This is a genomic window from Streptomyces hainanensis (assembly GCF_004348415.1).
Classification (GTDB): domain Bacteria; phylum Actinomycetota; class Actinomycetes; order Streptomycetales; family Streptomycetaceae; genus Streptomyces; species Streptomyces hainanensis.
In genome coordinates this window covers 1-13422 of record NZ_SMKI01000195.1, presented here as the reverse complement: position 1 = coordinate 13422, position 13422 = coordinate 1, and the positions used below count along the sequence as shown (strand labels likewise).

General features: G+C 73.9%; 11 protein-coding genes. 8 read left to right on the top strand and 3 right to left on the bottom strand.

From position 1 onward, the window contains the following. The first annotated feature begins 11 nt into the window (after positions 1–11). From nrfD to E1283_RS18860, 7 genes are all read left to right on the top strand, one after another. Positions 12–1034 (top strand): NrfD/PsrC family molybdoenzyme membrane anchor subunit, encoded by a 1023-nt coding sequence (nrfD, locus tag E1283_RS18890; RefSeq protein ID WP_132819261.1) that lies wholly within the window; start codon positions 12–14, stop codon positions 1032–1034. Between the two features lie 48 nt (positions 1035–1082). Next, entirely contained in the window at positions 1083–2225 is a 1143-nt protein-coding gene (locus E1283_RS18885) for a glutathione-independent formaldehyde dehydrogenase (RefSeq protein ID WP_132819256.1), read from the top strand. A gap of 22 nt (positions 2226–2247) precedes the next feature. Then, complete coding sequence (locus E1283_RS18880) at positions 2248–2742, top strand: DUF5709 domain-containing protein (RefSeq protein WP_341829938.1); 495 nt, start codon at positions 2248–2250, stop codon at positions 2740–2742. 185 nt (positions 2743–2927) lie between these two features. Continuing rightward, positions 2928–4376 (top strand): amino acid permease, encoded by a 1449-nt coding sequence (locus E1283_RS18875; RefSeq protein ID WP_132819255.1) that lies wholly within the window; start codon positions 2928–2930, stop codon positions 4374–4376. Between the two features lie 191 nt (positions 4377–4567). After that, entirely contained in the window at positions 4568–6202 is a 1635-nt protein-coding gene (locus E1283_RS18870) for an amino acid adenylation domain-containing protein (protein ID WP_132819254.1), read from the top strand. After that, a complete protein-coding gene (locus E1283_RS18865) occupies positions 6199–7494 on the top strand; it encodes a ferredoxin reductase domain-containing protein (protein WP_243744941.1) in 1296 nt (431 codons plus the stop codon). The genes E1283_RS18870 and E1283_RS18865 overlap by 4 nt, the downstream gene beginning before the upstream one ends. A 28-nt stretch (positions 7495–7522) precedes the next feature. After that, a complete protein-coding gene (locus tag E1283_RS18860) occupies positions 7523–8296 on the top strand; it encodes an enoyl-CoA hydratase (RefSeq protein WP_132819253.1) in 774 nt (257 codons plus the stop codon). Positions 8297–8355: 59 nt separating this feature from the next. Here the strand turns inward: E1283_RS18860 and E1283_RS18855 are convergent, their stop codons facing one another. Continuing rightward, positions 8356–10377, bottom strand: a complete 2022-nt coding sequence (locus E1283_RS18855) for a glycoside hydrolase family 127 protein (protein ID WP_132819252.1) — start codon at positions 10375–10377, stop codon at positions 8356–8358. 259 nt (positions 10378–10636) lie between these two features. Between E1283_RS18855 and E1283_RS18850 the strand changes: the two genes are divergently transcribed. Continuing rightward, positions 10637–11698: a LacI family DNA-binding transcriptional regulator gene (locus E1283_RS18850; RefSeq protein ID WP_132819251.1), complete on the top strand. Its 1062-nt coding sequence runs from the start codon at positions 10637–10639 to the stop codon at positions 11696–11698. Here the strand turns inward: E1283_RS18850 and E1283_RS18845 are convergent. Both E1283_RS18845 and E1283_RS18840 read right to left on the bottom strand, forming a co-directional pair. Then, a complete protein-coding gene (locus tag E1283_RS18845) occupies positions 11688–12452 on the bottom strand; it encodes a GNAT family N-acetyltransferase (protein WP_132819258.1) in 765 nt (254 codons plus the stop codon). The two genes, E1283_RS18850 and E1283_RS18845, sit on opposite strands and share 11 nt — an antisense overlap. Before the next feature lie 184 nt (positions 12453–12636). After that, positions 12637–13350, bottom strand: a complete 714-nt coding sequence (locus tag E1283_RS18840) for an SDR family oxidoreductase (protein ID WP_132819257.1) — start codon at positions 13348–13350, stop codon at positions 12637–12639. Between the last annotated feature and the right edge of the window lie 72 nt (positions 13351–13422).

Below are 13422 nucleotides of genomic sequence, written 5' to 3'. Positions count from 1 at the left end.
GGCTCACGGGGGTGCGGCCGGGGCGGGACGCGCCGGTCGGCGCGGGGCTCGACGGGCACCGGAGGCCGGCGGCCGACTCGTACTACGGGCGTCCCGTGGTCAGGGCGCCCTCGTGGGCGGCGCGGGACATCGCCGGCTATCTCTTCCTCGGCGGGCTGGCCGGCGCCGGCTCGGTGCTGGCGGCCGGTGCCGAGCTGACCGGGCGGCCCGGCACCGCGCGGGCGATGAAGCTCAGCTCGCTCGCGGCGGTCTCGCTCTCCGCGGCCGCGCTGGTCAACGACCTGGGCCGTCCCGAGCGGTTCGCGAACATGCTGCGGGTGGTGAAGCCGACGTCGCCGATGAGCGTCGGTTCCTGGCTGCTGGCCGGCTACGGCCCGCTGGCCGGCGCGGCGGCGGTCGCCGAGCTGACCGGCCGGGCGCCGCGCGCCGGGCGGGCCGCCACCCTGGCGGCCGCCTGCCTCGGCCCCTGCGTGGCCACGTACACCGGCGTGCTGCTCGCCGACACCGCCATCCCCGCCTGGCACGGGGCCCGTCGCGAGCTGCCGTACCTGTTCGCCGGCTCGGCCGCCGCGGCGGCGGCCGGGATGGCGCTGCTGGCCGGGCCCCGGGCCGAGAACCGGCCGGCCGGGCGGGTGGCGGTGCTGGCCGTGGCCGCCGAGCTCGCCGCGCTGCGCTCGGCGCAGGCCGGGGCCGGGCTGGTGGCCGAGACCTACCGGACGGGACCGGCCGGCCGGCTGCTCGGCGCCGCGGGCCGGCTCGGCATGGCAGGGGCGGCGGCCGGGGCCCTGCTCGGCGGGCGGAGCCGGGCGGTGGCGGCGCTCTCCGGGGCCGCGCTGCTCGCGGCCTCGGCGTGCACCAGGTTCGGGATCTTCCGGGCCGGCCTGGCCTCGGCGGCCGACCCGAAGTACACGGTGCTGCCGCAGCGCGACCGGCTGGCCGCCAGGGCGGGTCTGGCGGCGCAGGCGGCGGCCGTGCGAGGGCTGCTGGGCGACGGGGAGGTGGATGGGGTCGCCACCACGAACCCGGGCGCATAAAATAGAACAAAGTGCTTATATCGGACCCCATGCCCGGGGAGGTAGCTGATGAAGGCGGTCGTTTACCACGAGCCCTACTCGGTGTCCGTCGACGAGGTGACGGACGCCAGGGTGGAGTCGCCAACCGATGCGGTCATCCGCATCACGACCTCCGCGATCTGCGGCTCCGACCTGCACATGTACGAGGGCAGAACCGGAGCGGAGGCGGGCATCGTCTTCGGTCACGAGAACATGGGGATCGTCGAGGAGGTCGGCTCGGGCGTGGCGTCCGTGAAGAAGGGCGACCGCGTCGTGCTGCCCTTCAACGTGGCCTGCGGCTTCTGCCGGAACTGCCAGGCCGGCAGGACCGGATTCTGCCTGACGGTCAACAAGGGCTTCGCGGGCGGTGCCTACGGCTACGTCTCGATGGGCCCCTACCGCGGCGGCCAGGCCGAGTACCTGCGGGTCCCGTTCGCGGACTTCAACTGCCTCCAGCTGCCCAAGGGCACCGAGCACGAGGACGACTTCGCGCTGCTCGCCGACATCTTCCCCACCGGCTACCACGCCACCGAGCTGGCCGAGGTCGGCCCGGGCGAGTCGGTCTGCGTCTTCGGCGCCGGCCCCGTCGGCCTGATGGCGGCCTACTCGGCGCTGCTGCGCGGCGCCTCGCGGGTCTTCGTCGTGGACCGCCAGAAGGACCGGCTGCGGCTGGCCGAGCAGATCGGCGCCACGCCGATCGACTACACGCGGCACGACGCGGCGGAGCGGATCAAGGAGCTCACCGGCGGCGAGGGCACCGACAAGGGCATCGACGCGGTGGGCTACCAGGCCACGGTGGGCGAGGGCGAGGAGCAGCCGGCGATGGTGCTCAACACCCTGGTGGAGGCCGTGCGGCCGACCGGGATGCTGGGCGTGGTCGGGCTCTACGTGCCGTCCGACCCGGGCGGTCCGAGCGAGAGCGCCAGGCACGGCGAGCTGCTGTTCACGATGGGGCGCTTCTTCGAGAAGGGCCTGCGGATGGCCACCGGGCAGGCGAACGTCAAGGCGTACAACCGGCAGCTGCGGGACCTGATCATCGCCCGCCGGGCCACCCCGAGCTTCGTGGTCTCCCACCGGCTGCCGCTCGACCAGGCACCACTGGCGTACGACCGGTTCGACAAACGGGTGGACGGCTGGACCAAGGTCCTGCTGAAGCCGGATCTGCACGGCTGAACTGCCCCGGGAGGAGGCGAACATGTCGAGCATGCCGGACGAGGAGATGGGCGACGAGGTCTACCAGCCGCCACGCGCCGACACCGACGACAACCCGATCGACGTGGACCTGGACAACGCGCTCGACGAGCCGCAACAGGACGAGACGCTCGACCAGGGGTACTCGCCTCCTGAGAAGTCGCTCGCGGCCGGCCGGTTCGGCACCACGGCCCGCGAACAGCACGACCGCAAGTCGCTCGGCGAGCGGCTCGACGAGGAGAACCCGGAGGTCGCCGAGGAGGCCGGCGACGGCATCGGCGACCAGCCGGGCATGGCGGGCGAGCCGATCGACGGCGAGGTCGGCGACGACCGCGCCGGGCGGCTGGTCAAGGCGGACGAGCGCTATCCGCTGCGCGGCGGGGACGGCCCGTCGGCCCGGGACATCGGCATCGACGGCGGCGCCGCCTCGGCCGAGGAGGCGGCGGTGCACGTCGTGACCGAGCTGGGCGCCGAACCACCGGCGGACGAGCGCCCGTAGGGCGCCGGGCCCGCCCTCGGGCCGTCGCCCGGCGCGCCCGGCGGCGGCTCCACGCCCCGTACGTCGACCATCACCGGGGTGACGCACACGCCAGAAACCCTGACAGATAGTAAGCTTTCTGGCGAAGCATCAAATCTCGTGGCAAAACGCACGGGCGGGAGCCGACCGGGAGAGAGACGCCGCGCATGACGACACGCGAGGATCCGCGGGACGCCGGGGGCCGGTCCGCCGCCCCCGAGGAGGGCTACCACCGGGGCCTCGGCGGCCGCCAGGTACAGATGATCGCCATCGGCGGGGCGATCGGCGTCGGCCTCTTCATGGGCGCCGGCGCCAACATCGCCAGGGCGGGCCCCAGCCTCGTCCTGATGTACGCGCTCGCCGGCTGCGTGATCTTCGTCATCATGCGGGCGCTCGGCGAGCTGCTGCTCTACCGGCCGGTCTCCGGCAGCTTCGCCGAGTACGCCAGGGAGTTCCTCGGCCCGTTCTACGGCTACGCCACCGGCTGGACGTACTGGCTGCTGTGGGTCGTCACCGGAATGGCCGAACTGACGGCCGCGGCCATCTACGTCCACTACTGGTTCCCCGCCGTCCCCCAGTGGCTGAGCGCCCTCGCCTTCCTGCTGGTGCTCTTCGGGGCCAACCTCGTCTCGGTGCGGCTCTTCGGCGAGATCGAGTTCTGGTTCTCGATGGTCAAGGTCACGGCCATCATCGGCATGATCGTCATCGGCCTCGGGGTGCTCACCCTCGGGTTCTCACGGGCCGGCGACACCGCCACCGTCACCAACCTCTGGTCCCACGACGGCTTCTTCCCCAACGGCGTCGGCTCCAGCCTGCTGACGCTGCAGGGCGTGATGTTCGCCTATGTCGCCGTCGAGCTGGTCGGGGTCACGGCCGGCGAGAGCGCCGACCCGGAGCGTTCGCTGCCCCGCGCGATCAACTCGCTGCCCTGGCGGATCGTGCTGTTCTACGTCGGCTCGCTGACGGTGATCCTGGCCGTGGTGCGGTGGACCGAGTTCGACTCCGGGGTCAGCCCCTTCGTGGCGGCGTTCGCCGAGATCGGGATCCCGTTCGGCGCCGCCGTCGTCAACTTCGTGGTCCTGACCGCGGCCCTCTCGTCCTGCAACTCGGGCATGTACTCCACCGGGCGGATGCTCCGCGACCTTGCCGGCAACTCCGAGGCGCCGGCCCGGTTCGGCCGGCTCAACGGGCGCCAGTCGCCGGCCTTCGCGATCAGCGTCTCGGTCGCCCTGATGGGCATCGGCGTGGTGCTCAACTACCTGGTGCCGGAGAAGGCGTTCGGCTACGTCACCTCGGTGGCCACCGCATGCGGCCTGTGGACCTGGTCGATGATCCTGGTCAGCCACCTCCGCTACCGGCGCGGCGTGCTCGCCGGCCGGCTGCCCGCCTCGTCGTTCCCCGCGCCGGGCGGCAGCGTCGCGAGCGCCGTGGCGCTGCTCGCGCTGCTCGGGGTCGGCGTGCTGATGGGTGTCGACCCGGACGCGCGGATCTCGCTCTACGTGGGCACGGTCTGGGCGGTCTGCCTGCTCCTCGGCTGGTTCGCCATGCGCCGCGGCCAGCACCTGCCGACCACGGGCCCGCCCGGGCCCGCCAGGCCGGAGCTGGCGGCGAACTGAACGCGGTCGGGGGGCGGTTGGGACCACCGATCGCGTTGTTCCAAATTTGACGAAAGTCTGAGACCGTTCTGAGCGAGCCATGAGGCTACCCATGGGGCTGGGTGGATCCAAGTGATCTACGGCGCGGAAGCCATTCCCGCCGGTGCGTTTCCGGTTGTGACACGTTGTGACGCCAGGAAGGCATTCCCATCATGGAACATCGAACCGCGCCCGAAACCGGGGCGCTGCCCGAAATCGGGGCGTTATCCCACCCGCTACGCCGCCTGAGCGGGCCCGACCGCGGGCTGTTCAGGTCCTTCGGCCAGGGGCCGCTGCGGCCCGTGCCGCACTCCCACATCCATCACGCGTTCGAGGAACAGGCGGCGCGGCGGCCGCTGGCCGTCGCCGCCGAGCACCTGGGCGAGACCATCAGCTACGGCGAGCTCAACCGGCAGGCCGACCGACTGGCCGCGCTGCTCACCGAGCGCGGCATCGGCCCCGGCGACCTGGTCGGCCTCTTCCTGCGCCGCTCCATCCCGATGCTGGTCGGGCTGCTCGCCGCCCTCAAGGCCGGCGCCGCCTACGTGCCGCAGGACGTCGGCACCGCCCCGGCCGCCCAACTGGCGCACGTCCGCGCCACGTCGCGGGCCCGGGTGGTACTCACCGAGTCCCGGTACCTCGACCTGATGCCGCCGGACGACCCCGGGGCCGGCGGCCCCTTCGAGGCGATCGCCGTCGACGCCGTGATGGTCGGCGTCGTCTGCCCCGAAGCCCCACCCCGGCCGGCGAGCTCGGCCGACGACGGCTGCTACGTGCTCTTCACCTCGGGCACCACGGGCCGCCCCAACGGGGTCACGGTCACCCACCGCAACGTCTGCAACCTGCTGCTCACCCAGCCGGGCGACCTCGGCATCCGGCCGGGCGACCGGGTGGCGCAGATCCTCAACATCGCCTTCGACATGGCCGCCTGGGAGATCCTGGGCGCCCTCAGCCACGGCGCCACGCTGGTCATCAGGGGCCGGGACATCGCCGCCGCCGTGCGCGGCTGCCACGTCGTCATCGCCACCCCCACCGTGCTCAGCGCCATCGACCCCGACCGGTGCCCGCGGATCAGGACCGTGGCCGTGGCCGGCGAGCCGTGCCCTCGACCGCTCGCCGACCGCTGGGCCGGGACCGGCGCCTTCTACAACGGCTGCGGACCGACCGAGACCACCATCGTCAACACGATGCAGCTGCACCACCCGGCGGCGCCCCGGCTCACCATCGGCCGGCCGACGCCCAACAACACCGTCTACGTGCTGGACGAGCGACGCCGGCCCTGCCCGATCGGCGAGGTCGGCGAGATGTGGGCCGGCGGCGCGGGCGTCTCGGTCGGCTATCTCGACAACCCCGAGCTCACCGCGGAGCGGTACGCGCCCGACCCGTTCCTCGGCGCGGGCCGGCTGATGTTCCGCACCCGGGACCTGGGCCGCTGGACCCCGGACGGCGAGCTGGAACACCTGGGCAGAACCGACGACCAGGTCAAGATCCGCGGCTTCCGGGTGGAGCTCGACGCGGTCTCCGCGATCCTCGAGTCGCTGCCCGGCTGCGCCAGGGCCGCCACGGTGCGGCTGGACGACCGCACCCTGGTCTCCTTCGTCTCGCCGGGCGGCCTGTCCCCGGCGGCGGCCCGCCGCGCGGTGGCGGCCGCCCTGCCCTACTACTGCGTGCCGGCGGCGGTGTACGCGCTCGACGTGCTGCCGAGGACCAGCCGCGGCAAGATCGACAAGGCGGCGCTGTCGCGGCTCGCCGTCCACCTGGCCGATCCGGCCGGTGACCGCGCCGAGCTGCACGAGGCGGCCTCGTGACGGCGCCGGTGCGCGACGCCACGGTCGCGACGCTGCCGCCGCCGCTCCCCTGGCCGCGCCGGATCCTCAAGCACCCCGCGCTGACGCACTACAACCGGCTGATCGCGCTGGTCTGGGCGGTCAACCTGGTCGCGCTCGGCGCCGGGACGGCCGACGGCGACGGTGTCTCGGCCCGCTCGCTCTCCTACGCGGCGCTGGCCAACCTGACGCTGGCCGTGCTGGCGCGCCAGCAGTACGTCATCAACGCCCTGTTCTGGCTGGCCACCCGCCCGCCGGTGAGCTGGCCGCTGCGGATCCGCTGGACGCTGGCGAAGGTCTACCACTTCGGCGGGCTGCACGTCGGCGGCACCACGGCCGGCACCGCCTGGTTCCTCGTCCTGCTGCCGGTGCTCGCCGTCGAGGGGGCGCCGGCCGCCACCCTGGCGGTGTCGATCCTCCTCGGCGTGCTGCTCGTGGGCCTGGTGGCCACCGCGCTGCCCCCGTTCCGCTCCCGCTTCCACGACCGCTTCGAACGGATCCACCGGTTCGGCGGCTGGGGCGTGCTGCTGCTGTTCTGGGCCCAGACCGCGCTGGTGCTGCGCGAGCGCGGCGGATCGCCGTTCGCGGCACCGGAGTTCTGGGCGCTGGCAGTGGTCACGGCGAGCGTGGCGCTGCCCTGGCTGCGGCTGCGCCGGGTGCCGGTGGCGCTCGAACGGCCGTCGTCCCACGTGGTGTTGGCGCACTTCGACCACGGCGTGACCCCGTTCGCCGGCTCCTCGACGACGATCAGCCGCAGCCCGCTGCTGGAATGGCACTCGTTCGCCAACGTGCCGGCGCCCGGCCACTCCGGGTTCCGGCTGACGATCTCCCGGGCCGGCGACTGGACCGGCGCCTTCATCGACGACCGTCCCTCGCACGTCTGGGTCAAGGGCATCACCACGGCGGGCGTGGCCAACATCGAGACGTTGTTCACCCGGGTCGTGTACGTGGCCACCGGCAGTGGCATCGGCCCCTGCCTGCCACACCTGCTGGCCGAGCAGGTGCCCTCGCTGCTGGTCTGGGCCACCCGCACGCCCCGGGTGACCTACGGCGACGCGCTGGTCGACGAGATCCTGGCCGTCCAGCCGGAGGCCCGCATCTGGGACACCACCGAGCACGGCAAGCCCGACATGGTCGCGCTGGCCTACGCCGCCTACCGCGACTTCGGCGCCGAGGCGGTCATCTGCATCTCCAACAAGAGGCTGACCTGGCGCGTCGTGCACGGCCTGGAGCGCCGCGGCATCCCGGCCTACGGCGCGATCTGGGACTCCTGACCCGCACTCCCCCACCGGAGGAAACCCCATGCACCTCAACCACCTGAAGGTGGAACGGGACGGGCGCGTCGTCACCGTCCGCCTGCACCGGCCGGCGGTCCACAACGCGCTCAACAGCGAGCTGATGATCGAACTGACCGCCCTGCTGGCCTCGTTGGACGACGATCCCGAGGTCGGCTGCTTCCTGCTCACCGGCTCGGAGCGGGCCTTCGCGGCCGGCGCCGACATCCGGGAGATGGCCGACCGGACGGCGGGCGAGATGTTCGCCGAGGACTACTTCGCCGGCTGGGAACGGCTCACCGCGCTGCGCACCCCCAAGGTCGCGGCCGTGGCCGGCCACGCGCTGGGCGGAGGCTGCGAGTTGGCCATGATGTGCGACACGGTGATCGCCGCGGACACCGCGGTGTTCGGCCAGCCGGAGATCAGGCTCGGCGTGATCCCCGGCATCGGCGGCACCCAGCGGCTGACCCGGCTGGTCGGCAAGGCCAAGGCGATGGACCTGATCCTCACCGGCCGCACCATGGACGCCGCCGAGGCCGAGCGCTCCGGTCTGGTCGCCCGGGTGGTCCCGGCCGACCGGCTGCTCGACGAGGCGCTGGCGGTGGCGCGCACCATCGCCTCGTACAGCAAGCCGGCCGTGCTGGCGGCCAGGGAGGCCGTCGACCGGGCCCTCGAACTCGGCCTGGCCGAGGGCGTCCGCTACGAACGCCGGGTGTTCCACGCCCTGTTCGCCACCGAGGACCAGAAGGAGGGGATGCGGGCGTTCCTGGAGAAGCGCCCGCCCGAGTTCACCGGCCGCTGAGCGGCGGAACCGGCCGGACGCGGTCGCGCCCGGCCGGTTCCGCGCGGAGCGGTCGCCGGCTACTCGCCGACGGGCAGCCAGACGCGCATGGCGCAGTTCTCGCGGTTGGCCCAGGCGTAGTAGGGGACGGCGGTGAGGGTGACGGGTTCGCCCGCCGGGTCCGGGGTGCCGGCGGTGGCGGGCCGGTAGGGCCACCAGGGTGCGGCCCTGGTGGCGTCCGGGCGCGGACGGCGGCGCGCGGTGGCGGTCACCGCGGTGACGCCGCCGAGGAGTTGGGGCCGCTCGACGGTGCCCAGGCCGGCGGTCGGGTCGACGACCAGGTCGTCGAGTCCCTCGCCGGGCGCGAGTCGGGGCTGGTCCAGGCCCTCGACGCAGTACACGAGCGGACCGCGCTCGATGGCGGCGCAGCCGCGGACGGCGTCCACCCGGGGGTCGGCCAGGGTGAACCGGGGGGCGAGGTCGAGGTCGAGGAGGACGGTGTCGCCCTCGGCCCAGGCCCGGGTCAGCCGCAGCCAGCCGTCGGCGAGGGCGACCTCGTCGGCCGACGGGGCGGCGCCGTTGACGGTGACGGACCAGGTGTCGGCCGACCAGTGCGGGACGCGCAGCGCCAGGGCCCAGGGGTCCTGGCCGGTGGCGGTCACCGTCAGGGCGATCCGCCCCTGCCGCGGGTAGTCGGTCTCGACGCGCAGCGCGGCCTCGCCGCCGGCGAGCGGGGCGGCGACGGTGCCGGTGGCGTACTGGTGCACCTGGAGCTCGCCGCCGTCGGCCGAGGCGGTGGCGAGGTAGTGGGGCAGCGAGGACAGCAGCCGCATCAGGTTGGGCGGGCAGCAGGCGCACCTGAACCAGGGCACCCGGCGGGGCGTCTCGCCCTCCTGGTCGGCGTAGCCGTCGCGGACGTGCAGCGGGTTGTCGTAGAGGTAGCGGTCGCCGGAGAGCGAGACGCCGCACAACACGCCGTTGTAGAGGGTGCGTTCGATCAGGTCGGAGTACCTGGCCTCGCCGGTGAGCAGGGCGAGCCGCCAGCTGAACTGGACGGAGGCGATGGCGGCGCAGGTCTCGCAGTAGGAGCGGTCGGCCGGCAGCTCGTAGGGGTGGCCGAAGCCCTCGTCGGAGTGGTGGGCGCCGACGCCACCGGTGAGGTACGTCTGGCGGGCGACCATCTCGGCCCACAACCGCTCGACGGCCTCGCGCAGTTCGGGTTCGCCGGTCTCGGTGGCGACGTCGGCGGCGCCGGCCAGCAGGTAGAGCTGGCGGACGGCGTGGCCGGTGACGGCCGTGGCCTCGCGCACCGGGAGGTGGTCCTGGAAGTAGCCGGGGCGGCCGTGGCCCTGCTGGGTGTGGTGGGACAGGGCGCCGCCGTGCCGGTCGACGAAGTAGCCGGCGAGCTCGGTGTAGCGGGACTCGCCGGTCTCGCGGGCGAGTTCGACCAGGGCGGTCTCGATCTCGGGGTGGCCGTCGATGCTGTCGTGCGGCCGGCCGGAGCCCTCGGGGCCGAAGCTCTCGTCGATGTGGTCGGCCAACCGGACGGCGACGTCGAGCAGTTCGGTCCGCCCGGTGGTGCGGTGGTGGGCGACGGCCGCCTGGATGAGGTGGCCGGCGGAGTACAGCTCGTGGCCCCAGCGCAGCTCGCTGAAGTGCGGCACCTCGGGCTTGGCCACCTGGTAGTAGGTGTTGAGGTAGCCGGAGTCCTCCTGGGCCCCGGCCAGCAGCTCGGCGAACTCGCTGATGTGCTTGGCGAGTTCGTCCCGGCTGTCGGCGTCCGTGCCCGGGTCGCCGAGCTGCCAGGCGGCGGCCTCCAGCCACTTGTGGAGGTCCGAGTCCTGGAAGGGGTAGCCCCCCTGGAAGCCCTCGGTGGCGCGCGCGGCCGCCAGCCGGAAGTTCTCCAGGTTGCCGGCCTCGGCGAGGCGTTCCGGCCCCTGCGGGATACTCACCTCCGCGTTGACCCGGCGGCGTTCGGCCCAGAAGCCGGCGGTCACGGTGGCCCGCGCGGTGGCGGACAGCGCCGCGTGCGCGGCCGGTCCTGGGCGGGCCGGTCCTCCGGCTCGGGGGTCGGGGGTGTGGGCGGACGGGACGGCTGTCATGCGTGACTCCGTTTGCGGGGTGGTAACTGTCGTCAGTGGAGCTTGCGGGTCGGCCGCACGCCGATGGAAGGCGCTGGGAAACCCTTTTCCCAGCCGTCGACGCTAGGAGTACGGAAGTGAGGCGTCAAGACCTCGAAGCGGGTGGAATTGTGTCGAGCTCCACCCCTGTTCCCAGGGACGAAGGCATGGCATCATGACCGGCTCGGGGGCGGACTGGCCGCCTCGTGTCGGCCGGACCGAGAAGGGCAAAGGGTTTCCCATGACCGTGACGCCACGCGGAGAGGCCGGGGCACGGGCCGCCACCATCAGCGACGTCGCCGCGCTCGCCGGGGTCTCCCCCGGCACCGCGTCCAAGGCGCTGAACGGGCGCGGCCGGCTGCGACCCGAGACCAGGGAACGGGTGCTCGACGCCGCCCGCAAACTCGACTTCCGGCCCAACGCGATGGCGCAGGGCCTGCTGTCCGGGCGCAGCTTCACCGTCGGGCTGATCACCACCGACAGCGTGGGCCGGTTCAGCCTGCCCGTGCTGCTCGGCGCCGAGGACGCGCTGGGCGCCGGCCGGATGTCGGTGTTCCTGTGCGACACCAGGGGCGACCGGATCCGTGAACAGCACTATGTGCGCACGTTGTTGGAGCGCCGGATCGACGGTCTGATCGTCACGGGCCGCCGCACCGACCCGCGTCCGCCGCTGGTGCTGCCGGCGCCGGTGCCGGTGGTCTACGCGCTGGGCCCCTCGACCGATCCGGCGGACGTGTCGCTGGTGCCGGACGACGCGGGCGGCGCCCGGCTGGTCGTCGACCATCTGCTGGCCACCGGCCGCCGCCGCATCGCCCACCTCACCGGCCCGGCCCACCACTCGGCGGCGGCCGAGCGCGCCGAGCACACGACGCTCGCGCTGCGCGACGCCGGCGCCGAACTCTCCGGCGGGCGTGTCTACTTCGGCGAGTGGAGCGAGGCATGGGGCCGGCAGGCGGCGTTGATCGCGCTGCGCGCCGACCCCGACGTGGACGCGTTGTTCTGCGGCAGCGACCAGATCGCCCGCGGCGCGGCGGACGCGCTGCGCGAGGCCGGGCGTCGGGTGCCGTCCGACGTGGCGCTCGTCGGCTACGACAACTGGAAGGTCATGGCCGAGGCGTCCCGGCCGCCGCTCACCACCGTCGACATGAACCTCACCGAGTTGGGGCGGACGGCGGCGCTCCGCCTGATGTCCGCGATCGAGGGCCAACCGGCGGGGGGTGTGGAACGGCTGCCGTGCCGCCTGGTGATCCGCGAGTCCACGGGAGTGGCCGCGGAGGGTGGGCCGAGCCCGCTCAGGGGGTGACCGCGTACTCGGTGAACCGGCCGGCGGCCGTGAAGCCGAGGCGGCGGTAGACGGGTTCGCCGTCCGCCGACGCCTGGAGGACCGCCGTCCGGGAGCCCTCGTCGTACGCCACCCGCAGCGCGGCCGCCGTGATGGCGCCGCCGTAGCCGCGGCGGCGGTCCTCGGCCAGGGTCGCGATGTTGTAGATCCCGGCGACGCCGGCGTGGTGGAGGACCTCGGCCGAGCAGACCGGGCGGCCGCCGACATAGCCGACCAGGTAGCGCGCCGGGCAGTCCGCGGCGAGCGCCCACTCGGCCGCCTCGGCGTGGAAGCGGCGCACGGTGTCGGACGGCGGGTCCCAGCTGGCCGCCAACACGGTTGCGTAGTGGGCGAGTTGACCCGGGCTCCGCACCCGTCGGATGTCCAGGCCGTCGACCGCGGGCACGGCCGGGGCCGCCGGCAGCGCCCGCCACATGCCGGTCTCGGTCTCCGACGGCGACAGGCCGGCGGCGGCGAGCCGCGCGCCGAGGTCGGCGGGCGCGGAGGCGGGCCCCACCCACCACGAGAAGGGACGCCCGGTGGCGGCCAGCGTCCGCAGCGTCTCGGCGACCCGCTCGTCGGCCGTGTCAGGCGTGAGGCGGGCGGCGGCGACGATGTTGAAGGTGTCGTCCGGCAGGCCGCTGTCGGCGACGACCAGGTCCGCCGTCTCGACGACGGTCGCGCCGGCCAGGCGCCGGTGCAGGTGGCAGGCGTGCTCGGCGAGGTTCCGTTCCATGCGGACCGCCAGCCGTTCCGTGTCGTTCATCGCCGCCCATCAGACCACGCCTGAGGCGTGCCGCGCGGCGGAGTACGGGCTCGGCCGGCGTCGCCCGGGGCCCCGGGAACATGGCGGTTTCCGCCCGGCACCCCGGCGTTCGCGAACGGCATGGTGATCCGTCTCCTTCGCCGGTCGGGGCGGGTCAGACGATGCCGCCGTTGGCGCGGAGGACCTGGCCGTTGATCCAGTGGCCGGCGGGCGAGGCCAGGAAGGCGACGGCCTCCGCGATGTCGGCCGGGGTGCCGAGGCGTTCCAACGGCGCCATGCCGGCCAGCCGGTCGATGGTCTCCCGGTCCTTGCCGTCGAGGAACATGTCGGTGGCGGTGGCGCCGGGGGCCACGGCGTTGACGTTGACGTCCCGGCCGCGCAGCTCGCGGGCGAGGACCATCGTCATCCCCTCGACGGCGGCCTTGCTCGCGATGTAGGCGCCGTACCTCGGGAACGCCAGGCCGACCTGCGACGTGGAGAACGTGACGATCGACCCGCCGGAGCGGAGGCGGTTGGCGGCCTGCTGGACGACGACGAAGGTGCCGCGGATGTTGGTGCGGTGCAGCGCGTCGAGGTCCGCCAGGTCGAACTCGGCGATGGGGGCCAGGACCATCCGGCCGGCCGCGTGCACCACCACGTCGACGCCGCCGAACTCGGACTCCGCGGCCGTGAAGAGGTCGGCCACCTGCCGCTCGTCGGCGACGTCGGCCCGGACAGCGACCGCGCGGCCGCCGGCGGCGAGGGCCTCCCCCACGGCGGCCTCGGCCTGGTCGCGGTTGCCGGCATAACCGACGACGACGGCGTACCCGGCGCCGGCCAGCCGGTTCACCGTCGCGCGGCCGATGCCGCGCGAGCCGCCGGTGACGATCGCGACGCGGGGCCCGGACGGGGCTTCCTGCGGGGGTTGCTGTGGGGCTTCCTGCGGGGGTTGCTGCGGGGG

Bases quoted from the DNA above. Each gene is read 5' to 3' on its own strand.
- E1283_RS18885 (WP_132819256.1), top strand. From the start codon at position 1,083: ATGAAGGCGGTCGTTTACCACGAGCCCTACTCGGTGTCCGTCGACGAG.
- E1283_RS18880 (WP_341829938.1), top strand. From the start codon at position 2,248: ATGTCGAGCATGCCGGACGAGGAGATGGGCGACGAGGTCTACCAGCCG.
- E1283_RS18875 (WP_132819255.1), top strand. From the start codon at position 2,928: ATGACGACACGCGAGGATCCGCGGGACGCCGGGGGCCGGTCCGCCGCC.
- E1283_RS18870 (WP_132819254.1), top strand. From the start codon at position 4,568: ATGGAACATCGAACCGCGCCCGAAACCGGGGCGCTGCCCGAAATCGGG.
- E1283_RS18860 (WP_132819253.1), top strand. From the start codon at position 7,523: ATGCACCTCAACCACCTGAAGGTGGAACGGGACGGGCGCGTCGTCACC.
- E1283_RS18855 (WP_132819252.1), bottom strand. From the start codon at position 10,377: ATGACAGCCGTCCCGTCCGCCCACACCCCCGACCCCCGAGCCGGAGGA.
- E1283_RS18850 (WP_132819251.1), top strand. From the start codon at position 10,637: ATGACCGTGACGCCACGCGGAGAGGCCGGGGCACGGGCCGCCACCATC.
- E1283_RS18845 (WP_132819258.1), bottom strand. From the start codon at position 12,452: ATGGAACGGAACCTCGCCGAGCACGCCTGCCACCTGCACCGGCGCCTG.